Source organism: Pigmentiphaga sp., assembly GCF_019689535.1.
Classification (GTDB): Bacteria; Pseudomonadota; Gammaproteobacteria; order Burkholderiales; family Burkholderiaceae_B; genus Pigmentiphaga.
Genome location: NZ_JADGHH010000048.1, coordinates 1 through 20142, shown reverse-complemented (window position 1 = coordinate 20142; position 20142 = coordinate 1). Strand labels below are relative to the sequence as shown.

The 20142-nt window shown below is 64.3% G+C and carries 18 protein-coding genes; 8 read left to right on the top strand and 10 right to left on the bottom strand.

The window, feature by feature from the left end:
• Positions 1-24: 24 nt before the first annotated feature.
• The 7 genes from IRZ12_RS06260 to IRZ12_RS06230 form a co-directional block, all read right to left on the bottom strand.
• The gene (locus tag IRZ12_RS06260; RefSeq protein WP_296465802.1) at positions 25-954 is read right to left on the bottom strand and encodes an ABC transporter permease; all 930 of its coding nucleotides are present in this window, start codon (positions 952-954) and stop codon (positions 25-27) included.
• Positions 951-1940 carry a 2-oxoglutarate and iron-dependent oxygenase domain-containing protein gene (locus IRZ12_RS06255; RefSeq protein ID WP_296465799.1) on the bottom strand — a complete coding sequence of 330 codons (990 nt, stop codon included), beginning with the start codon at positions 1938-1940 and terminating at the stop codon, positions 951-953. The genes IRZ12_RS06260 and IRZ12_RS06255 overlap by 4 nt, the downstream gene beginning before the upstream one ends.
• 16 nt (positions 1941-1956) lie before the next feature.
• The gene (locus tag IRZ12_RS06250; protein ID WP_296465795.1) at positions 1957-2937 is read right to left on the bottom strand and encodes an ABC transporter substrate-binding protein; all 981 of its coding nucleotides are present in this window, start codon (positions 2935-2937) and stop codon (positions 1957-1959) included.
• 35 nt (positions 2938-2972) lie between these two features.
• Complete coding sequence (locus IRZ12_RS06245; RefSeq protein WP_296465792.1) at positions 2973-4373, bottom strand: FAD-binding oxidoreductase; 1401 nt, start codon at positions 4371-4373, stop codon at positions 2973-2975.
• On the bottom strand, positions 4370-5236 hold the full coding sequence (locus IRZ12_RS06240) for a creatininase family protein (protein ID WP_296465810.1): 867 nt from the start codon (positions 5234-5236) through the stop codon (positions 4370-4372). Before IRZ12_RS06240 ends, IRZ12_RS06245 begins: the two co-directional genes overlap by 4 nt.
• A gap of 23 nt (positions 5237-5259) precedes the next feature.
• On the bottom strand, positions 5260-5664 hold the full coding sequence (locus IRZ12_RS06235) for a RidA family protein (RefSeq protein WP_363322282.1): 405 nt from the start codon (positions 5662-5664) through the stop codon (positions 5260-5262).
• A 121-nt stretch (positions 5665-5785) separates the two neighbouring features.
• A complete protein-coding gene (locus tag IRZ12_RS06230; protein ID WP_367181578.1) occupies positions 5786-6472 on the bottom strand; it encodes a TetR/AcrR family transcriptional regulator in 687 nt (228 codons plus the stop codon).
• A 278-nt stretch (positions 6473-6750) separates the two neighbouring features.
• Between IRZ12_RS06230 and IRZ12_RS06225 the strand changes: the two genes are divergently transcribed.
• Together IRZ12_RS06225 and IRZ12_RS06220 are read left to right on the top strand one after the other, a co-directional pair.
• Entirely contained in the window at positions 6751-7887 is a 1137-nt protein-coding gene (locus IRZ12_RS06225) for an MFS transporter (RefSeq protein ID WP_296465785.1), read from the top strand.
• 154 nt (positions 7888-8041) lie between these two features.
• On the top strand, positions 8042-9130 hold the full coding sequence (locus IRZ12_RS06220) for an aromatic ring-hydroxylating dioxygenase subunit alpha (protein ID WP_296465782.1): 1089 nt from the start codon (positions 8042-8044) through the stop codon (positions 9128-9130).
• 92 nt (positions 9131-9222) lie between these two features.
• On the opposite strand, the gene IRZ12_RS06215 is transcribed toward IRZ12_RS06220, so the two are convergent.
• A complete protein-coding gene (locus tag IRZ12_RS06215; RefSeq protein ID WP_296465779.1) occupies positions 9223-10068 on the bottom strand; it encodes a DUF3014 domain-containing protein in 846 nt (281 codons plus the stop codon).
• A 273-nt stretch (positions 10069-10341) separates the two neighbouring features.
• On the opposite strand from IRZ12_RS06215, the gene IRZ12_RS06210 reads away from it, so the two are divergent.
• The 4 genes from IRZ12_RS06210 (at position 10342) to IRZ12_RS06195 (ending at position 15677) form a co-directional block, all read left to right on the top strand.
• Positions 10342-11136: an enoyl-CoA hydratase-related protein gene (locus IRZ12_RS06210; protein WP_296465776.1), complete on the top strand. Its 795-nt coding sequence runs from the start codon at positions 10342-10344 to the stop codon at positions 11134-11136.
• A gap of 236 nt (positions 11137-11372) precedes the next feature.
• Positions 11373-12347, top strand: a complete 975-nt coding sequence (locus tag IRZ12_RS06205; RefSeq protein WP_296465773.1) for a tripartite tricarboxylate transporter substrate binding protein — start codon at positions 11373-11375, stop codon at positions 12345-12347.
• A 46-nt stretch (positions 12348-12393) separates the two neighbouring features.
• The gene (locus tag IRZ12_RS06200) at positions 12394-14181 is read left to right on the top strand and encodes a thiamine pyrophosphate-dependent enzyme (RefSeq protein ID WP_296465768.1); all 1788 of its coding nucleotides are present in this window, start codon (positions 12394-12396) and stop codon (positions 14179-14181) included.
• A gap of 23 nt (positions 14182-14204) precedes the next feature.
• Positions 14205-15677: an aldehyde dehydrogenase family protein gene (locus IRZ12_RS06195; protein WP_296465766.1), complete on the top strand. Its 1473-nt coding sequence runs from the start codon at positions 14205-14207 to the stop codon at positions 15675-15677.
• Here the strand turns inward: IRZ12_RS06195 and IRZ12_RS06190 are convergent, their stop codons facing one another.
• A complete protein-coding gene (locus tag IRZ12_RS06190; RefSeq protein WP_296465763.1) occupies positions 15678-15980 on the bottom strand; it encodes an acylphosphatase in 303 nt (100 codons plus the stop codon). It abuts the gene before it with no gap.
• Positions 15981-16121: 141 nt separating this feature from the next.
• Here IRZ12_RS06190 and IRZ12_RS06185 point away from each other — a divergent pair, with 141 nt between their 5' ends.
• Together IRZ12_RS06185 and IRZ12_RS06180 are read left to right on the top strand one after the other, a co-directional pair.
• On the top strand, positions 16122-17324 hold the full coding sequence (locus IRZ12_RS06185; RefSeq protein ID WP_296465805.1) for an MFS transporter: 1203 nt from the start codon (positions 16122-16124) through the stop codon (positions 17322-17324).
• A 75-nt stretch (positions 17325-17399) separates the two neighbouring features.
• Positions 17400-18059 (top strand): bifunctional 4-hydroxy-2-oxoglutarate aldolase/2-dehydro-3-deoxy-phosphogluconate aldolase, encoded by a 660-nt coding sequence (locus IRZ12_RS06180; RefSeq protein WP_296465760.1) that lies wholly within the window; start codon positions 17400-17402, stop codon positions 18057-18059.
• Positions 18060-18112: 53 nt separating this feature from the next.
• On the opposite strand, the gene IRZ12_RS06175 is transcribed toward IRZ12_RS06180, so the two are convergent.
• A complete protein-coding gene (locus IRZ12_RS06175) occupies positions 18113-19945 on the bottom strand; it encodes an ABC transporter ATP-binding protein/permease (protein ID WP_296465757.1) in 1833 nt (610 codons plus the stop codon).
• Positions 19946-20142 lie beyond the last annotated feature (197 nt).

Below are 20142 nucleotides of genomic sequence, written 5' to 3'. Positions count from 1 at the left end.
CCGGGGTGGGGGTGGGCAGCGCATTCACCGCGAGGTACTCCGCGAAAAGACGAACTTCGATTCGATGACCGCGAGCAGGCAATACAGCAGTGAACCCATGATGGCGATGATGAAGACCGAAGCAAGGTTGAGCGTCGTATCGAAGCTCGCGTTGGCTTGCAACTGCAGGTAGCCGAGACCCTTTTCCGCGGCCACGTATTCGCCGATGACCGCTCCGATTACGGCTAGGCTCATGCCGACCTTGAACCCACCGAAAATATTCGGCAAGGCGGCGGGTAGCCGCACGCGGAAGAAAATCTGGCGCGGCGTGGCGCCCATGGAGCGCACGGCGTTGACGAGGCCAGGGTCGACGCTCTTGAGGCCGAGCACCGTCGATACGACGATGGGAAAGAAGGCTAGAAATCCCGCAAGAAAGAGCTTGGGGCCCCAACCGTAGCCGAGGTACAGGACGAGCAGCGGCGCGAGCGCAACCTTGGGCACGGTCTGCAATCCTGCAAGAATGGGATAGACCGCGTGTTCGAACAGCCGTGAATAGAAAATGAGCAGCGCCGTAGCCATCCCCAGGACGACTGCCATGGCAAAGCCCAGGACCACCTCAAGTCCGGTGATCCAAGCGTGTCGCAGGAACATGGGCGCATCGGCACCGATGCGCTGCAGCGTGGCGAATGGCGTCGGGAGGATGAACTCTGACAGGCCCGCGATCGCGGCGCCCAGTTGCCAAGCCAATATCAATAGCGCAACGAGCGTCGGCGCGGCGAGCTTGTATAGGCGTTGGCGCCGCCGGCGCTGCAAACGCAGCGCCTCGCGTTCGGCATCGGTGCGATAGGGGTTGGCGGGCGCGCCTTGCGCCAAAGCGGACCGGCCGTTTTCCGGTTGCAACGAAGCGCCGCCGCGGGTGGTCGCCGGAGCGGACGGAGTGGACGGGTCGCGAGGGATTGCGGATGTGGACATCATGCCATCGCCGGTTTGCCGTAGGTCAGCCGAAACATGTCGGCAATGTGCTCGCCGACCGTGCATGGTGCGTACGCCGGCTCACCTTCGGCCGGCCGGCAGGTCGGCACGCATTCGACGCGCGTGAAATGCTCCGGGTTGAAGAAAGACGCTACCGAATAGCGGTCGCGGCCGCTGACGTTGTTCATGACCCGGTGCAGCGTGGACTGGTACAAATCGTTGGTCCAGCGGCGCACCATGTCGCCGAGGTTGACGACGAAGGTGTCGGGAATGGGCGTGGCGCGTATCCATACCCCGTCGCGATTGCGTACTTCCAAACCGCCGCGATCGTCTTGCAGCAACATGGTGATGGCTCCCCAATCGGTATGCGCGCCAGCGCCGAGCTGATTGAAGCTGGCGTTTTCCGGATGCGGTGGGTAGTGCAGCAGGCGGACCGTGCACATGGGGTCGGCGGTTCCCTCGTCGAAATAGGTTTCGGGCAGCTCCAGCGAAAGCGCCAAGCAGCGCATCAGGTGCTGGCCGAGCTTGATGACGTGGGTTTGATAGTCGAGCATCTGCTCCCGGAATCCGGGCAGTTCATCCGGCCACTGGTTCGGCCCATGGTTGGGAACGCCTTGCAGGACCCGCGGGTGGGTAGGTGGCAGCTCGCGCGCGAACTGGAAGCCCTCCTTCAAGTCGGGCGGTGAATCGATGTCCAGGGCCTGGTTATGCATTGGATCGTAGCCGCGATGGCAAGTCGACTTCGACATTGCGATGCGCATTTTGGCTTCTAGCGGGAGCGCGAAGAACCGCCGTGCTTCCTCCAGCTGCGCAGCCAGGACGCTCGACGGGATGCCATGATTCGCGACGTAGAAAAAACCCGTGTCGCGGCAGGCCTTGTGTATGTTCCAGGCCACCTCTTGCCGGCGTGCCAGGTCGGCCGAAAAACTGTCCGCCAAGTCGATGACGGGAATTTCCTGCGCGGCATGGGGCGGCGTATAGAGAATCATGGTGCGCTCCCTCGGGTCAGCGGGCAAACAAGGCGTTGCTGTAATAGGCGTCGACCGGCTTGTCACCCTGCAGTTCGCCCACCGACTTGAGCATGTCTATCGCCACCGACAGGTCTTTTGCTTCGATGTAGCCTGCGGGGCGCCCAGGCAGCTGCGGAATGGCGTCTAGCGTTGCCGAGACCTGTGCCTGGACAATGTCGGGCTTGGGACTGCCCGGCCAAGCCATTCGAATGGCTTGCGCGGCAGCGGCGGGATCCTTGCGCGAGGCAGCAACGCCCTCGTCGAGTGCGGCCAGGAAGTCCGAGAGTGGCTTGCCCTTCTTGGCTATCGCATCGTCTTTCACCACGATCGACAGCCCCGGCAGGACCAGGCCGAATTTCGAAAAATCCAGGGTGACGAGCGGATCCTTGCTGATGCTAGCCAGCAGCGGGGGATCCACGTTCAGATACGTGGTGAGTGCATCGACGCGATTCGCGAGGAATTGCGAAGAACGCACCTGGCTGTCCATCATGACGCGATCGATCTTGTTGCAATCGACCTCGTTCATCTTGCAGATTACGCCCAGGTAAGCGGCCACGGTGTCGCCCACGGACACGGCGATCTTCTTGCCCTCGAGGTCCTTGGGCGTCGCCACCGGATTGGATGCGTGCGAAACGACGCCGATGGGGGCGCGCGGGTGGTACAGGGCCACGATCTTCACGGGCATTCCCTTGGAAATGGCCGTCAAGGCGAAAGCGGCGGGCACCACGGCTGCATCCTCTTGTCCTTGTATGAGCGCGCCGAGTGCCGCTTGCGCGCCGGCGCCCTCACCCAGGCTGACATCCAGGCCGCGCTTGGCGTAGGCACCGATCTCCTGTGCCATGTAGAACGCTGCGTACTCGCCTTTCAGTTTCCAGGAATAGCGCACCTTGATCGTCTCCGCCGTGGCGAGACCGGGCAGGATGGCGAGGGTGGCGCTTAGCGCCAGGACGGTGGCTTTGATGCGGGTTGCGAGCATGGACGATCCTTGACGTGTGTGTTGGTATGGGGAGGTTAGGCTTCGGCGTGGGCGGCGATGATCTGGTCGCGGATCTCCCAGCCGCGCAGCTTGCCCGGGTTCAGCAAACCATGAGGGTCGAAAGCGACTTTCTTCATGACGACGGCGGGGTTGATCTGCCCCTGTTTGCCGTCTTCGACGACGTAGACATGCGGATTGGCGACGCCAACGCCGTGGTCCCGGTAGATCTGCATGATTTCGTCCAAGCGCTCGTCGGTCGTATAGCGGACGATAGGCAGTCCGTTGCAGGTCAGGGTGCCATCGCGCAGGCGCAGGAACTCCACGTGCGTCAGCACCTCATCGCCTAGCAACTTGCGCAGTGTCCGAACCTGTTCCAGATTACGGCCGGGCTGGAAACTGCATTGGATATAGGTGAGGCTGCGATCGACTTTCAGCGCATGCATGGTGGTGTGGTTCCAGGCGTACTCGACCAGCGTGCGCCGGGTGGCCCGGACTTGTTCCATGTCTTGCCGGTAAGTGATCCGGCCTCCGAAGTCGGCCACGATCTGCTTCATCGCCGCTTCGTTGAATTCGGCCACGATGACCAGCAGCGCGTGGCTGCCAGCGGGCAGGAAAGCCTGGAGGGCCGTCATGTAGCCGGGTACCGGATCGGCCAGCACCGTGACTGATTTCTTGATGATGCCGGGCGCTTGGGCAAGCGCTTGGCCGCAGTCGAGCGCACGGTCGAAGTCGTCGAACACGATGATGTTCTCGAGCCAAGGATGCGCCGGCGCCAAGGCGACTTCCAGCTCCAGCACGATGCCATTGGTCCCGTATCCATGGTGCAGCAACAGCGCCTCGGGGCCGGTCAGCTCGACGATGCGGGGTTCGGCTTCTACGGTCATGACTTTGATGGCGAGGACATTGCCCGGGGCGCCCAGGGGGCCGTAGGTGATCGACCCGACACCTCCGAATCCCCCGCCGAACAGGCCGCCTAGCGTAGCCATGCGAAACGTCGAAGGCAGGCAGCGCAGCTCCCAGCCTTGCGGCCTGGCCTGCTCATCGAACTCCGATAGCCGGATGCCTGCTTGGGCGCGCCCGACGCCGTTGCGCACCCATAGGAGTTCGTCGAATCGCGACAGGTCCAAAACCAGCCCGCCCGCGAGCGGCGTAGATTGCGCGTAGTTGCCCGTGCCGCCACCGCGGACGGTAAGCGGTACGCCCTCGCGCACACAGGCGCTGACGACTTTCCGTATCTCTTCCTCGTTGCGAGGTCGCGCCACTGCATCGGCTTGCTTGTCGTCGAACAGGCGCTTGAGGACGGGGCTGAACCAGAAGTAATCCTGGGAGAGGCGCTTGACGCGGGCGTCGTCCACGATCCAATCGATGTGGGGCAATTGGGTGCGGATGCGCTCGAGCTTTTGCAGCATCGCCAGACGTGCGTCATCTGTGCTCATTGCGACCCCTCTCCGGCCGGTTCGACGTGGCCGGTGAAATGCGAGCGCGCCCACGTCGGCTCTTTGCGCTCTACCCACTTGAGTTCGTGGAACTCCTTGATCGCCGCGGCCCAGCTATCCGCGAGCGACTCGAGGATGGCTTCACCCTGCTCGCGGGTAGCGCCGGTCGGGTCGCCGATCACGCCCGTCGGGCCGAAGTCTCGCGCCACCCACGCCACTGCCGGGCGGCCATCGGGGGAAAGAAGCCGAGATGGAAACTCGGGCGGATAGTTGGCCGCGGCACGGTCCATGTGTACGGTTTCCGGTGCGAGGGCCATGGTGATGGCGGTTTCGGCGTGTCCGGCGTGCATGGCGAGTTTTTTCTCTTTTTCAGAGAGATAGCGGCCGGCGATGTGCGGCACGCGCCAGGTGAAGTGCGGCACGACCAGGTAATCGCCGTGGCGCAGGCGCAATTCGCGTGCTGCCATTTCAATGGGCTGGGACTGTCCCCCGTGGCCGTTGATGATGAGGAGCTTGCGGAAGCCGGCGCGATACACGGACTCGCCGATCTCTACGAGTATGGAGAACAGTGTCTCGCCTGTGAGCGTGATGGTGCCGGGAAAGTGCAAATGTTCGTCCGACTTGCCATAGACCTGGGGCGGCAGCGCATATGCCGGGACCGTGGGGTCGAGGCGCTCGAGCGCCTTGCCGGTGATGCCGGCGGCGATCAGGCTATCGACTGCGCAGGGAAGATGAGGTCCGTGCTGTTCGATCGCGGCTACGGGCAGCACGATGACCGTGTTTTCGCGATCGGGCAGCGCAGCGATGTCCGACCAGCTCAGGTAGGGAAGAAAGCGTTGGGGCGGTATGAATCCGTGCAGCATGGTGGTCGGCGCCGGGTAGTGGATCAACGGGACTGCGGCAGATAGGCCGTGGCTTCGACTTCGATCAGCATGTCGTCGCACGGCATGAGGCCGGAGACCTCGACGACCGTGGAGACGGGAGGATCCTGCGGGAAGAAAAGCTTGCGGACGCGGTTGTAGTAGGGAAAGTGGTCCAGGTTGCGGAAGTACTGGACCAATTTGAAAACGTCGGACATCTGCCCGCCGGCCGACTCGATGGTTTGCCGTATCCTGTCCAGTACGTACCAGCTTTGGGCCAAGATAGGCCCCTCCTTGTAGTCGACGGAGAACTCTCCGGTTTCGCCGAGAGCGGTGCGCGCGTGATCGGGGATGTCGGCGTAGCCGCGCACGATGCGTTGGGCATCGGGATCCACGGCGATGACGCCTGACATGAAGACGAAATCGCCCATCCGCTTGTAGGCGGCGTAGCGGGCGAGCGGTTTGGCGATTGCAGGTGCGCTCAAGGCGGACTCCGAAAACTTTCCGACTGGTCAAATCTGCCGGTCAGGCTTCAAGCAATCGCCGTGCCAATCATCGCTGGACGTCTAGGCCGCAGCCGAGCAGGATGAAGCGGGTGACTTGTTCGACGATATGTTCGTGGGAGAGAGACGGGCTGCCGACTCCGCCGAACATCACGGCGATTTGCGGGGCATAGTCAGCGTAGTGCTGGGTGATGGTCCAAATGTGCATCAACAGCATGCGCGCATCGAGAGGCCTCATCAGCCCCAGGGCGATCCAGCGCTCGATGATGGCCACTTTGCGGTGGGCGGATTCCGAGGCCTGCTGCCAATACTTCTGTAGATAAGGGCCTCCGCTGAGGACCTCGCGCGTGAAGATGCGAGAGAGTTCCGGGTGGGCGAAGGAATATTCGAGCTTGGCGCGGATGTAGGTCGTCAGAGCAGTGCGAGGGTCGCCCGCGCGCTCATCGAACGGCGCCAGGTCCGCCCATGCATCCAGCACAGACTGGAGCAGTTCTTCATAAAGCTCCTCTTTTCCGAGGATGTAATAGTGCAATTGCGCCTTCGTCATGCCGGCGCGTTCGGCGATGTCTTGGGTGGATGCGCCTTTCAGCCCGTGGAGCGCGAACTCCGTGATGGCCGCTTTCCGGATGCGGGCCAACGCGGCTTCACGCCCTTTGCGGGCAGGTTTGACGGAGGGAATGAGCGTATCGATGGCGGTCATGCGATAGTCTGGGTGATAGCGTCGTCGCCCCGGCATGGGGAATCGGCCTGCCGGTTTTGGTGCAAAAGACCGGCTTTGGTGCACGACCTATCGGCGGGCGGGTGATGACGCCTGCGTCCGGTCGCACTGCGAGCGCATTGCACGTTTCGGGCCAAGTGCCGCGACCCTGCTCTTGAAGGAAGCGGTGCCCTGCCCGTCGGCCGCGCAGCCATGCGCTACGATCTTTCGGTCAAACCCTACCCGCCGGGAAAACGATGAAGAACGAAGCGCCGGGCAGTCCCTACCGCAAGATCGCCGCGCGCATCATCCCGCTGATGATGCTGCTCTATTTGATGGCCTTCCTGGATCGGGTCAATATTGGCTTTGCTGCGCTGACCATGAACCAGGACTTGGGTTTTACGCCGTCCATCTACGGTTGGGGCGCGGGCATTTTCTTCATCGGGTATTTTTTCTTCGAAATACCGAGCAACCTCATCCTGGAGAAGGTCGGCGCCCGTCTCTGGATTGCCCGCATTATGATTACCTGGGGGCTCATCTCAGCGGGCATGGCGTTCGTGTCGGGCACGTGGAGCTTCCTCGCGCTGCGCTTTTTGCTGGGGGTGGCCGAGGCAGGCTTCCTCCCCGGGATGCTGCTTTATCTCACCTACTGGTTTCCCGCTCGCCATCGCGCCAAGTTCATCGCGCTCTTCATGGCCGCCGTCCCGCTCGCGAGTGCGATCGGTTCGCCGATATCGGGGTTGTTGGTAAGCATGGACGAGTGGCTCGGCCTGAAGGGTTGGCAGTGGCTGTTTCTCCTGGAAGGCCTGCCGTCCTGCTTGCTCGGCGTCGTGGTGCTGCATGCCTTGCCGGAAGGGCCCGCGCGCGCGAAATGGCTGACTGCGTCCGAGCGGGCCTTCGTCGAGGCCGATTTGGCGAACGACCGGCGCAATGCGGCGCCGAATGCGCACCACGCCATATGGCCGGCCATGACGGACTGGCGCGTGCTCGTGCTGTGCGGGGTGTACTTCGGCGTCGTGATCGGTCTTTACGGCATCGGCCTGTGGCTGCCCCAGATCGCCAAGGCGATGGGCTACTCGAACGCCGCGGTCGGCTTTATCGTGGCCATGCCTTATGCCGTTGCGGCGGCGGCCATGTTGGCCTGGGGCAGGCACAGCGACCGGCGGGGGGAGCGCGTGCTGCATGTCGCTACGGCAGCTGCCATCAGCAGTCTTGGGTTTTTCGGCGGCGGCCGGAGGCATTGCGCTGATCAACTCCGTGGGCAATTTGGGCGGCTTTGTCGGACCCTATTTGATGGGCTGGATCAAAGAAAGCACGGGAAGTTTCTCCTGGGGAATGGCGGCCATGGGGGCTTGCCTCTGTGCGGCGGTAGGGTTGGCGTTGCTATTGAAGGCCGCGGCGTCGCCCAGCCGGGAACACTCGACGCTTCGCTCCTGACCTGTATACAAGTTTAAGTGTAGAAGACAGGTTCGCCAGCGGTGTTCCGGTAAATTACCTAGGGTTTACCCGCTGTTTCCCGCACGAAGAATCGATAGCAAAATCAAGCTGTATACAGACAAGGTACTGCGGCCGCGTCTCCATGGCACGGCGCAGGCTTGGAGGAAGACAATGTTTCTGAAGAATGCCTGGTACGTCGCCTGTACCCCGGACGAGATCGCCGAAAAGCCGCTGGGGCGCCAGATTTGCAACGAGCGCATGGTTTTCTACCGCGGCAAGGATGGGGTCGTCGCCGCGCTCGAGGATTTCTGCCCGCACCGCGGTGCGCCGCTTTCCCTGGGTTGGGTCGAGCAGGGAGAGTTGATGTGCGGCTATCACGGCTTGCGCATGAACCCCGACGGCACATGCTCGAGCATGGTGGGGCAGCGGGTGCGCGCTTTCCCCAGCATACGCAGCTTTCCGGTGGTGGAGCGTTACGGGTTCATCTGGGTATGGCCGGGCGATGCGGAGCTGGCGGACCCGGCCAAGATCCACCACCTCGCTTGGGCGGAAGATCCGGCATGGGCATACGGCGGCGGCCTGTATCACATCAATTGCGATTTTCGGCTGATGATCGACAACCTCATGGACCTCACCCATGAGACCTATGTCCATGCCACCAGCATCGGCCAGGCGGAGATCGAGGAGGCGCCCCCCGCCACCCGGACGATAGGCGACGAAGTGGTGACCAGCCGCTACATGCACAATATCAAGCCGCCTCCGTTCTGGGCCGCCGCCTTGCGCGGCAACGGGCTGGCAGACGACGTGCTATGCGACCGCTGGCAGATTTGCCGCTTTACCCCGCCCAGCCACATCCTGATCGAAGTGGGCGTGGCGCACGCCGGCAAGGGTGGCTACGACGCACCGCCGGAGTTCAAGGCATCGAGCATCGTGGTGGATTTCCTCACGCCCGAGACCGAGACCTCGATGTGGTATTTCTGGGGAATGGCCCGCAACTTCAAGCCGGAAGATGCGCAATTGACGGCATCCATACGCGAGGGGCAGGGCAAGATATTTGCCGAAGACCTTGCCATGCTGGAGGCCCAGCAGCGGAATCTGTCAGAGAATCCGGACCGCAAGCTGCTCAAGCTCAACATCGATTCGGGCGGTGTGCAGTCGCGCGAAGTACTGGAACGCTTGGTGGCGGCCGAAGCCGCAGAGCGGGCCAAGCGCATGGCGGCGTCGGTCGGTGCGCGAGCAACCCAGGCCGCTGCGGGCTGAGCGGCAGCCCAGCGAGGCGGGCGCATTGCGCAAGCGCACTTGGGCAATGCGCGAGGCCAGGGCGGACGTGCTTGCACGGTCCGCCGCCCGAATCAGTTGTGCGGTGCGTCGCGCACCAGCAGCCGGCGGATTTCGGCGAGCTTGGCCTTGAGCGCCTTGCGGTTTTCCGGTCCCATGCGTAGCAGCATCCTCTGGCCGGAGCTGAGCGCTTCGAGCGAGGCGTCCGCGTACTCATAGCGCACCCAGGGCCGGCGCATCTCGTGCGGGCCCTTGACCTCGGGCAAGACTACCGCCACCGGTTCGCCCGGCTCGGGCGTGGCGAGCAGGTGGTCGATGACGGCGACCAACCGATCGTTGAAGTAGCCGCGCGGGTAGCCGAGCTCTTCGTAAGCCTGCTGGAACTGAGGGTAGAGCTGCCTATAGAGCGCGACGGCCTGCGCGCTGTCCACGCGCGTGACCGCCGTGACGAAGGCGCGGTAGCGTGCGTAGTTGGCGGCCGCGATGCGTTCGCCGGGAGCTGCGCCTTCCGTGGCGAAGCGTCCCGGGGTGGGATTGACCGGCCAGAGCGCCGGCGCCGCGTGGGGGCGTGCAAGATTGTCGATGGTTGCGACTGCGCGATAGACGAAACGATCGAGGTTGAACAGCGCCAACAGGGCTTCCCGGCCGACCAACCGGCTCATCGCCACGCCGATGTCGGGCGCCTCGGCCAACGCGGGGTCGGGCGCGGGAGGCTGCTCGATGGGATGTTGGATCTCGGGCTGCGGCTCGGCGGGTGGCGGGGGCAGCTCTTCTTGTTCCGCCAGGGCGTCGGAGTGTCCTGCAGGCGGCGTGATGGTCGCGACTGGCGCGTCATCCCTGGGTTGCAGCCAGAGATAGAGCCCGGCGCCGATGGCGATGAGCCCCAATATCACGACGAGGTAAGACAACAGTCGGTTCATGGCCTATTTGCGGAGAATGCTTTCCGAACACTGTACCAGCCGGTCTCCCCTCTGTGTTCGCTAAGGGGCTCCGGGGTGTGCCTGGCTGCGGTCATGCGCCGGTTTTCTCCAACAAATTGTTGCGCGACGAGGGCGCCGGCGCTGACGGCGTGCGGGCGCGTTTTTGTCTTGGTTTTGTTATCCTGGGCGGATTGGCCCCGCGGCGCGGAGACAGCCGGCGGGCCTTTCCCATGCGCAAGCCGATTGCGCAGATCGCCACCTGGATTTCTGACTATGTCTGACAACCTCACACAACAGGACAAGGCGCCGGTGCGCCAAGAACGTCATGGCGGCGTCGGTGTCATCGTCATCGATCGTCCCGAACGGAAAAATGCGCTCAATTCGCAAGTCAAGGCCCTGCTGATCCAGAACCTGCGCGAGCTCGAGCAGGATGCCGGCATCGGCTGCATCGTCCTGACGGGCGCCGGGGGCTGTTTCGCCGCGGGCTCGGACATCGTGGAGATGTCGAACATGCGCCCCACGGACCATGCCTTGCAGGGCGGGGACCAGGTATTCCATGTACTGCGGACCCTCGGCAAGCCCGTGATCGCGGCGGTCGAGGGGTATGCCTTGGGTGGCGGCTGCGAGCTGGCGCTCGCGTGCGACATCATCATCGCCGGCGAAGGGGCGACTTTCGGCCAGCCGGAGATCCGGGTGGGCATCATGCCGGGAGGCGGCGGCACGCAACGGCTGCTTCGTTCGGCAGGCAAGTACAAGACGCTACTCTGGTCGCTCACGGGCGAGCGCATTCCTGCGAAGACGGCTTATGCGTCGAACATGGTGAGCGAGCTGGTCGCCGACGGCAATGCGCTCGAGCGCGCACTGGACGTCGCCCGCCAAATATGCGCCATGCCTCCGCTTGCCGTGCGCGCCATCCGCGAGGCCGTGCGGTTGGGTGCCGATGCCAGCCTCGAATCCGGCCTGGCGCTCGAGCGGCGCGCCTTCGAACGGTTATTCGACAGCGAAGACCAAAAAGAGGGCATGCAGGCGTTCATCGAAAAGCGCAAGCCAGTATTCAAGGGGCGCTGAGCCCCGCCGCCAGAGCGGCGGCCTCTTCTCCATGGGCGCTGCCCCGCGAATGGGGCAGCGATCTTCCCGCCGGGCACGATCCTATGTATTGAATCAACATTCAAGATTGAGTAAGTTGAATCAATATTCAAGATTGAATCGCCCGTAAGCGCTTTCTATCATTGCTCCGCCAAGAAAACAGGCCTGCTTTGCCGCCCATCTTCATCGCGGCAGCGGACCGGCCCATAGGAGGAGTCATGATGAAACGCTTCTACAAGACGGCGGTGGCCGCGACGTTCGTCGGTAGTTGTTGCGCGGTTCCGCTCGTCCATGCAGACGACTACCCCAACAAACCTATCCGCATCATCGTGCCGTTGCCGCCAGGCGGTTCGAACGACGTGCTTGCGCGCGTGCTCGGCGAAGAAATGGCCAAGACGCTCGGCCAGCCTTTTGTCGTCGAGAACAAGCCGGGCGCCGCCGGCAACATCGGTACGGACCTGGTGGCCAAATCCAAACCCGACGGTTATACGCTGGGCATCGCCCCCAACCAGACGGTCGCGGTGAATCCGGCGCTGTATCCAAAGCTGCCTTTCGACGTGCAGAAAGACTTGGCCGGCGTCGGCCTGATGGCGACCGTGCCAATGGCGTTGGTCGTGCCCGAGAAGTTCAAGGCGAATTCTATCGAGGAGCTCGTCGCGATGGCCAAGGCTGAGCCGTCCAAGCTGACGTACGCCTCGGCCGGGGCCGGAAGTCCGCAGCACATGTCGGCCGAGATCTTCCAGTCGCTGACTTCCACCCAGCTCACGCACGTTCCGTACAAGGGCTCGGCGCCGGCGCTCGTCGACGTGTTGGCCGGAACAGTGGACCTGATGTTCTGCCCCATCAACTCCGCCCTGCCGTACATCCAAAACGGCCGCCTGAAGGCGCTGGGAGTCACTGGCCATCGGTTGCCCTACTTGCCGTCCGTTCCTGCGATCGCGGAAAAGGTGCCGGGCTTCGAGAGCGATATCTGGATCGGGCTCATTGCGCCTGCCGGCACCCCACGCGAAATCATCGACAAGCTCAACGGCGAACTCAACCGGGCACTCAAGGTGCCGGCCGTCCAGGCCAAGCTCCGGGAGCAAGGCATCGAAGTCGCGAGCAGTACACCCGCCGAATTCGACCGGATGATGCTCGAGGACAAGCAACGATGGGCCGAGGTCATCAAGCGCGCCAACATCCGGGTCGATTGATCCTTTCTGTTCGAAGATCATTTTTTACTTACTGATAGGAAGTCTTATGAAGTCCTCGACCGAATCGCTGGTTCGACGCGACGAACCGCTGGCCTGGCAAGACGACGGTGTCGTCTGGGGAAGCGACCGCATCGCCGACATGCTGCGCGAACTGGACATCCCTTACTTGATCGTCAACCCCGGTTCGAGCTATCGAGGATTGCACGACAGCTTGGTCAATCACCTGGGCAACCGCGATCCCCAGATGATCGTGGTGCTGCACGAGGAGCACGCGGTCGCGATCGCCCATGGCTACGCCAAAGTGACGGGCAAGCCGATCGGGGCGGCCTTGCATGCCAACGTCGGGCTGATGCACGGCTCCATGGCCATCTACGATGCTTGGGTCGACCGCGCGCCGGTCATCATCCTCGGGGCCACCGGCCCGGTGGATGCGGCCAAGCGGCGCCCGTGGATCGACTGGATCCACACCGTGCAAGACCAAGGTGCGCTGATCCGCCATTTCGTCAAGTGGGACGCCCAGCCGGCTTCCATCCCGGCGGCACTCGAAGCCTTGCTGCGCGCCAAGCAGATTGCCACCACGGCGCCGCAGGGCCCCGTGTACGTGTGTTTCGACGCGGGGTTGCAGGAATCGCGCTGCGACGAGGACTATCCCCTGCCCGATCCGGCGCGCTACCTGCCGCCCCCGCCGGCGCGGCCGGCCGACGAGCTCATCAAACAGGCAGCCTCGTGGCTGTCGCAGGCCAAGCGGCCCGTGATCCTGGCTGGCCGGGTGTCCCGTTCCGAGTCGGGCTGGGCAGATCGCATCCGCCTGGCCGAGACGCTGCAGGCACAGGTGCTCACCGACCTGAAAGTCGGCGCCGCCTTTCCGACCGACCACCCGCTGCATGCGGCGCCCTGCGGCATGTTCCTGAATCCTCAGTCGGCGAAGGTGCTGCGCGAGGCCGACGTGGTCCTCAGCCTGGACTGGTTGGACCTGGCCGGCACGCTCAAGCAGGCTTGGGGGAGCGAGCCGGTGGGCAGCCGCATCATCCAGGTATCGGTCGACCATTACAGCCACAACGGCTGGAGCATGGATCACCAGGGGCTGCCCCCGGTGGACCTTTTCCTGCTGTCCGAGCCCGAGCCGGCCGTTGCCTTGCTGAACGAACACGTTACGCCGCGTCGGGTGCCTCCCCCGCCGCCGGCGCCGGTCGCCCGGCCAACCATCCCTGAGGACCCGTCGTCGCCGTTGACGGTACCGACGGTCGCGGCGGTGCTGCGCAAGGTCGTGGGCACGATGCCGGTGTGCTTGACCCGTTTGCCGCTGAGCTGGAGTGGCGAGTTCTGGGACTTCAAGCATCCTCTGGATTTCCTGGGCTACGACGGTGGCGGCGGCGTGGGGTCGGGCCCGGGCATGGCGATTGGATCGGCACTTGCGCTCAAGGGCAGTGACCGGCTTCCCGTGGCGCTGATCGGCGACGGCGATTACATGATGGGGAACAATGCGCTCTGGACGGCGGCCAATGCCGGCATTCCCATGCTGATGATCGTCTGCAACAACCGTTCGTTCTTCAACGACGAGATCCACCAGGAGCGCGTGGCGCGGCAACGCGGCCGGCCCGTGGAAAACCGCTGGATAGGACAGCGCATCGACGAGCCAGCCCCGGACCTGGCGGCGATCGCGAGGGCGCAGGGGTTGACCGGCATCGGGCCCGTGCGCCGCACCGAAGAGCTCGAGCGCGTATTGACCGAGGCGGTTGCCGCGGTGCGCGGCGGGGGCATCGTGGTGGTGGATGCCGTCGTCCAACCCGGCTACAACCCTGCCATGACCGCCGGCCTGACGCGTTCGCACTAACCTTGCTCGGATAGGAGGCTTGCATGCGAGCCCATGAAATCCCCGAGGGCATACTCCCCGTTCAGCGGGGGCTCTACTACGGCGGCGCGTGGCACGCGCCGTTATCCGGCGAGTATGCCGACACGATCAACCCGGCCTACGACGAGCCTATCACCCAAGCGCCCGTGGCCGGCGCGGCGGACGTCGATGCGGCGGTGCGGGCTGCCCATGCTGCCTTTCCCGCATGGGCCAGCACGCCGCCTGCCCGTCGCGGCGAGTATCTGCGCCGCGCCGCTGCCGTGCTGCGCGAGCATGCGCTGCCGTTGGCACAGCTCGACTCCCTCAATAACGGCAACCCCGTATCGATCCTGCTCCACGACGCCGGGTTCGCTGCGGACGGCCTGGAGTATTTTGCGGGGCTGGCCGCCGAGATCAAGGGCGAGACCATTCCCATGGGGGACGGCCACCTGAACTACACGTTGAGGGAACCCATGGGCGTGATCGGACGCATCGTGGCGTACAACCATCCCCTCATGTTTGCCGCATTGCGCATCGCGGCGCCGCTGGCCGCGGGGAATACCGTCGTGGTCAAGGCTCCGGACCAGGCGCCGCTGTCCGTCATCCGGCTCGCCGAGTTGATCGGCCACCTCTTTCCGCCCGGTGTGGTGAACTTTCTGTGCGGCGGTCGCGAGTGCGGCGAGGCGATGTCGCGGCACCCGCTGGTGCGCAAGATCACGCTCATCGGCGGTGTCCCGACGGGCAAGGCCGTGATGGAGACGGCGGCCAGGGACCTCAAGCCCGTGCTGCTGGAGCTGGGCGGCAAGAACGCGCTCATCGCCTATCCCGATGCCGACCTGGACAAGCTGGTCGAAGGGATCATTGGCGGGATGAATTTCACCTGGTCGGGGCAGAGCTGCGGTTCGACCAGCCGGGTGTTCCTGCACGAGTCCATCCACGACCAAGTGCTCGATGCCGTGGCGAAGCTGCTGCCGCAACGTCACAAGCCGGGCATTCCCACGGATCCGGCCACTACCATGGGCGCGCTGGTGAGCCGCGCCCAATTGCAAAAGGTCGAGGGCTTCGTCGCATCTGCGCTGGAGGAAGGCGCCCGCCTGGTGTGCGGGGGCAAGCGGCCTGCCGATCCGGCGCTCGCCAAGGGGTTCTTTTACGAACCGACAGTGTTCGCGGACGTCCAGCCCCATATGCGCGTGGCGCGCGAAGAGGTGTTCGGGCCCATCATGTCCGTCTTCAAATGGCGTGACGAGGACGCGCTGTTCGAGCAGGTGAACGGGGTGGACTATGGATTGACCGGTTCGATCTGGACGCGCGACCTCAATACCGCCCATCGTGCCGCGCGCCGCATGGTGACGGGCTACGTCTGGATCAACAACACCAGCCAGCACTTCCTGGGCGCGCCTTTCGGCGGCGTCAAGCAGTCGGGCATCGGGCGGGAGGAGTGTTTCGCCGAACTCCTCGAGTTCACCTATACCAAGAACGTGAACGTCAAGCTCGCTTGATCACTGCTGCTCGAAGCGGGTGAACCGCCGGTCGATGAACTGGCGTTCACTCGTCACCTCGTCCACGCGGGCCTGGGGCGGCCCCTGGCGCAGCCACGCCAGCATCTGGTCGACTTGGTCCGGCGTGCCTTGCACCAGGGCTTCGACGGAACCGTCGTCATTGTTACGTACCCAGCCACCCACGCCCACCATGTGCGCGCGGCGCACGGTCGCGAAGCGAAAGCCCACTCCCTGTACTTTGCCAGTGACGCGGACGAGGACGGTTTCCAGTGGCTGATCGTGCTCTTGCTCTTGCTCTTGCATGGTCGGAGTTCGGTGTGGTGCCAATGATGGGCGCGCGCGGCTTTGCGGTTCGACGGCATCGGGGCCGCGGCACGCCGTCTTTTCGCATAGAGTCTACCAGTGCGAAATAATGCAGGGGAAAGGAGTCCCCCCCGCATGAGTATGAATCCCGTATCCCAGGGCAGGCTTAGCCCGGGCCTGGTCTGGCTGATGTCGATCGCCACGGGCCTGACCGTGGCTGCCAACTATTACGCTCAACCCCTATTGCACATTATCGCCGCCGACTTGGGGCTGTCGATACCAGCCGCCGGCGCCATCGTCACGACCGCGCAGGTTAGCTATGCCGTCGGCTTGTTTTTCCTGGTGCCGCTCGGCGATATGTTCGAGCGGCGCAACCTGATCTTCGTCATGACCCTGCTGGCGGCGGGCGGGCTCTGCGCGAGCGCCGCGGCGCCCAGCCTTCCCGTCCTGTTGGCGGGAACCGCGACCGCGGGACTGTTCTCGGTCGTGGCCCAGGTGTTGGTGCCCTTCGGCGCCACCCTTGCCGCGCCCAATGAGCGCGGCAGGGTGGTCGGCACCTTGATGAGCGGCCTGCTGCTGGGCATCCTCCTGGCGCGCACCGTGTCCGGCGCATTGGCCTCGACAGGCAGCTGGCGTGCGGTATACGCCATCGCCGCCGTGCTGATGGCCGTTCTTGCGTTCGTGATGCGCCGGGCGCTGCCGCGGCATCCGGCGCACGCCGCCGGCATGCCCTATGTGCGCCTGATCGCCTCGCTGGCCGTGCTGTTTGCGCAAGAGCCCATGTTGCGCACGCGGGCGCTGCTCGGCGCGTTCAATTTTGCGGGCTTCGCGATGTTATGGACTTCTCTGGCCTTCCTGTTGTCCGCCCCGCCCTTCGGATACTCGACCTTCACCATCGGGCTGTTCGGCCTGGCTGGTGCCGCGGGTGCGCTGACGGCTGCCCGGGTGGGGCGGCTGGCCGACCGGGGCAAGGGCGACGTCGCGACGCGTTACGGCCTGATCCTCATGTTTTGCTCCTGGCTGCCGGTTTCGCTCGCCAAGGTGTCGGTGGCCTTCCTGGTGGCGGGGGTGATCTTGCTCGACCTGGCGGCGCAGGCGATTCACATCAGCAACCAGAACGCCATCTATCGCATCCGCCCCGAGGCACGCAGCCGCCTCACGGCGGTCTATATGACCAGCTACTTCGTTGGCGGCTCGATCGGATCGATGATTTCCGCCTGGGCTTACGCGCACGGCGGCTGGCATGCGGTGACGGGGGCCGGGGCGTGCATGGCGCTGGCCGGCCTGCTGGTGTGGGCGATGCGCAGCCGCGGTGCGCCGGGCTGCCAGGCCGGCCAGCCTTGATCCGCTGCGAGTCGGTTACAGGCAGCGCACGCCGGTCGTGCTAGGCTGTGCTTGCTTTCTCAGCGGGTGTCCAACATGGTTGATTCAGTTTCTCGTCAACGCCGGGCGGTTCTGCGCTCGGCCCGCGTGATTCCGGTGCTGCGGTACCAGGATGCCGAAACTGCGCTCTACGCGGCCCAGGTCGCGCTACGGGCCGGTTGCCTGGGCATAGAGCTGACCTGGACCATACCTGATGTCCTCGAGGTGCTGCGCGCGGTCCGTGCGGACGCGCAGCTGAGCGGCCGGGCGGACGCGCTGGTCGGCGTCGGCACGGTATTGGATGCCGACCAGGCACGCTCTGCCCTGGAGGCGGGGGCGGACTTCCTGGTCTCTCCGGGCGTGGTGCCCCCCTTGGCGGAGTTGGCGCGGGCAGCCGGCGCCTTGAGCATGCTGGGGGCGTTTACTCCCACCGAAATCATCGCGGCCCGTGAGGCGGGTGCCGACGTGGTGAAGATCTTTCCCGCGGAAACCGGGGGGCCCGGCCATTTGGCCGCGATCAAGGCCGTGTTCCGCGACACGCTCTTTTGCCCGACCGGCGGCGTCACGCGCGCGAACATGGCCGCCTATTTCCGGGCGGGAGCCGAGATCGTGGGCATGGGAAGCAATTTATTCGACAAGCAAAAGCTCGCGGCGCGCGATACCGATGCCTTGGTGGCCGAGTTGCAGGAGACGCTGAAGGAAGCCGCAGCCGTGTGAGCCGACGGGGGCAGGCGGCTTAGCCATTGCCCGCCGTCTTGTCGCAGGCAGGTTCAGGCCGTGTCGACCACCGCGCCGTAGGGCTTGAGCTCCTCGCCTTCCCCGCTTGCCTGTTGTCGTTTCCACATGGCGGCGTAGGCGCCGTTGCGCGTCAGCAGCTGATGATGGCGCCCGCGCTCGACGATTTTTCCGCCGTCGAGCACGATGATCTCGTCCGCATCTACGATGGTGGACAAACGGTGCGCAATGGTGAGCGTGGTCCGTCCCTTGCTCACTTCCCGCAGGTTGGCTTGGATCTCGCGTTCCGTATGCGTATCCAGCGCGCTGGTGGCTTCGTCGAAAACGAGTATCGCGGGGCGTTTGAGGATGGTGCGGGCAATGGCGACGCGCTGCTTTTCGCCACCGGAGAGCTTCAATCCCCTCTCGCCGACTATGGTGTTATAGCCGTCGGGCATGGCAAGGATGAAATCGTGGATGTGCGCGAGCCGGGCCGCCTCTTCGACCTCGGCCTGGGTGGCGCCCGGTCTTCCATAGGCGATGTTGTAGTAGATGGTGTCGTTGAACAGCACCGTGTCCTGGGGCACGATGCCGATGGCTGCCCGCAAGCTGGCCTGCGTAACGTCGCGAATATCCTGGCCGTCGACCAGGATGGCGCCCGCGTTCACGTCGTAGAACCGGAAAAGCAAGCGGCTGAGCGTGGACTTGCCGGCACCCGAGGAACCGACCACGGCGACGGTCTTGCCCGCCGGGATGGTAAAGCTGACGTCCTGCAGGATGAGGCGGCGGGGGTCGTAGCCGAACACCACATGGCGGAACTCGACCTCGGCCCCGTGTACCTGAAGCGCGGGTGCGCCGGGGCGATCGGCGACCTCGCGGTCTTCTGAAAGCAGTTCGAACATGCGGTCCATGTCGATCAGCGACTGCTTGATTTCGCGGTAGACGAAGCCGAAGAAATTGAGCGGCTGGTACAGCTGCACGAGATAGGCGTTGACCAGGACGAAATCGCCGATGCTCATGCGGCCGGCCGCGATGCCACGCGCTGCCATCCACATCACCACGGTCAGGCCGATGGAAATGATGGCCGCCTGGCCGATGTTGAGCAGCGAGAGGCTGACCTGGCTCTTGACCGCCGCGCGTTCGTAACGATCGAGCGCGTGGTCGTAGCGGCGGGCCTCGTGCTCCTCGTTGCCGAAATACTTGACCGTTTCGTAGTTGAGCAGGCTGTCGATCGCCTTGGTGTTGGCCTCCGAGTCGGTCTCGTTCATCTGGCGGCGGAACTTCGTGCGCCATTCGGTGATGACCAGCGTGTAGCCGATGTAGAGCGCGACCGTGACGAAGGTCGCCAATGCGAACCAGACATCGAACATGCGCCACAGGATGATCGTCACCAGCCCGATCTCGAAGAGCGTGGGCAGCACGTTGAAAAGCATGTAGGACAGCAGCGTGTCGATGGCTTTGGTTCCCCGCTCGATGGAGCGCGTCAGGCCGCCCGTCTGGCGGGCCAGGTGGAAACGCAGCGCCAGCGCGTGCAGGTGGCGGAAGACCTGTAGCCCGACTACCCGGATGGCGTGCTGGGCCACGCGCGCGAAAACCGCGTCGCGCAGCTCGGAAAATAGCAGTGTCAGTACGCGCGCGCCGCCATACGCGAGGATCATTCCGAGCGGAATGGCCAGCGTTGCGCCGGCGGTTGTTCCGAGGGCATCGACCGCGCCCTTGTAGAAGATGGGGACGTAGACGTTGGCGACCTTGGCGGCGATGAGGAAGGCTACCGCCGTCACGATGCGCAAGCGCAGGTTGGCGGCGCCGGGCGGCCACAGGTAAGGAAGGAGCGTGCGCAGCGTAGCGAATCCGCTGCCGGAGCGGCGCGTAGGAACAGGGTTTCTCAAGGCAATGCTTCCGGGGTTTCTCAGGGAAACGATAACCCTGATTGGATATCCGGGCCCGTGGCGGCGTACGGGCGCCTCGAATAGGCAGTGCGCGTCAGGTTGCCAGGCGCGTGGGGGACGGGGCCTTGCTCCTGCTGCCATCACGAAGCAGGAGCAAGGCCCGGGCGGGATAAAAAACATCAGCAGCCGACGAAAAT

Coding starts and splice junctions, on each gene's coding strand:
- IRZ12_RS06220 (WP_296465782.1), top strand. CDS start 8,042: ATGTTTCTGAAGAATGCCTGGTACGTCGCCTGTACCCCGGACGAGATC.
- IRZ12_RS06195 (WP_296465766.1), top strand. CDS start 14,205: ATGCGAGCCCATGAAATCCCCGAGGGCATACTCCCCGTTCAGCGGGGG.
- IRZ12_RS06215 (WP_296465779.1), bottom strand. CDS start 10,068: ATGAACCGACTGTTGTCTTACCTCGTCGTGATATTGGGGCTCATCGCC.
- IRZ12_RS06185 (WP_296465805.1), top strand. CDS start 16,122: ATGAATCCCGTATCCCAGGGCAGGCTTAGCCCGGGCCTGGTCTGGCTG.
- IRZ12_RS06200 (WP_296465768.1), top strand. CDS start 12,394: ATGAAGTCCTCGACCGAATCGCTGGTTCGACGCGACGAACCGCTGGCC.
- IRZ12_RS06240 (WP_296465810.1), bottom strand. CDS start 5,236: ATGCTGCACGGATTCATACCGCCCCAACGCTTTCTTCCCTACCTGAGC.
- IRZ12_RS06255 (WP_296465799.1), bottom strand. CDS start 1,940: ATGATTCTCTATACGCCGCCCCATGCCGCGCAGGAAATTCCCGTCATC.
- IRZ12_RS06235 (WP_363322282.1), bottom strand. CDS start 5,664: ATGGGCGATTTCGTCTTCATGTCAGGCGTCATCGCCGTGGATCCCGAT.
- IRZ12_RS06230 (WP_367181578.1), bottom strand. CDS start 6,472: ATGCCGGGGCGACGACGCTATCACCCAGACTATCGCATGACCGCCATC.
- IRZ12_RS06260 (WP_296465802.1), bottom strand. CDS start 954: ATGATGTCCACATCCGCAATCCCTCGCGACCCGTCCACTCCGTCCGCT.
- IRZ12_RS06180 (WP_296465760.1), top strand. CDS start 17,400: ATGGTTGATTCAGTTTCTCGTCAACGCCGGGCGGTTCTGCGCTCGGCC.
- IRZ12_RS06190 (WP_296465763.1), bottom strand. CDS start 15,980: ATGCAAGAGCAAGAGCAAGAGCACGATCAGCCACTGGAAACCGTCCTC.
- IRZ12_RS06225 (WP_296465785.1), top strand. CDS start 6,751: ATGATGCTGCTCTATTTGATGGCCTTCCTGGATCGGGTCAATATTGGC.
- IRZ12_RS06250 (WP_296465795.1), bottom strand. CDS start 2,937: ATGCTCGCAACCCGCATCAAAGCCACCGTCCTGGCGCTAAGCGCCACC.
- IRZ12_RS06205 (WP_296465773.1), top strand. CDS start 11,373: ATGATGAAACGCTTCTACAAGACGGCGGTGGCCGCGACGTTCGTCGGT.
- IRZ12_RS06210 (WP_296465776.1), top strand. CDS start 10,342: ATGTCTGACAACCTCACACAACAGGACAAGGCGCCGGTGCGCCAAGAA.
- IRZ12_RS06245 (WP_296465792.1), bottom strand. CDS start 4,373: ATGAGCACAGATGACGCACGTCTGGCGATGCTGCAAAAGCTCGAGCGC.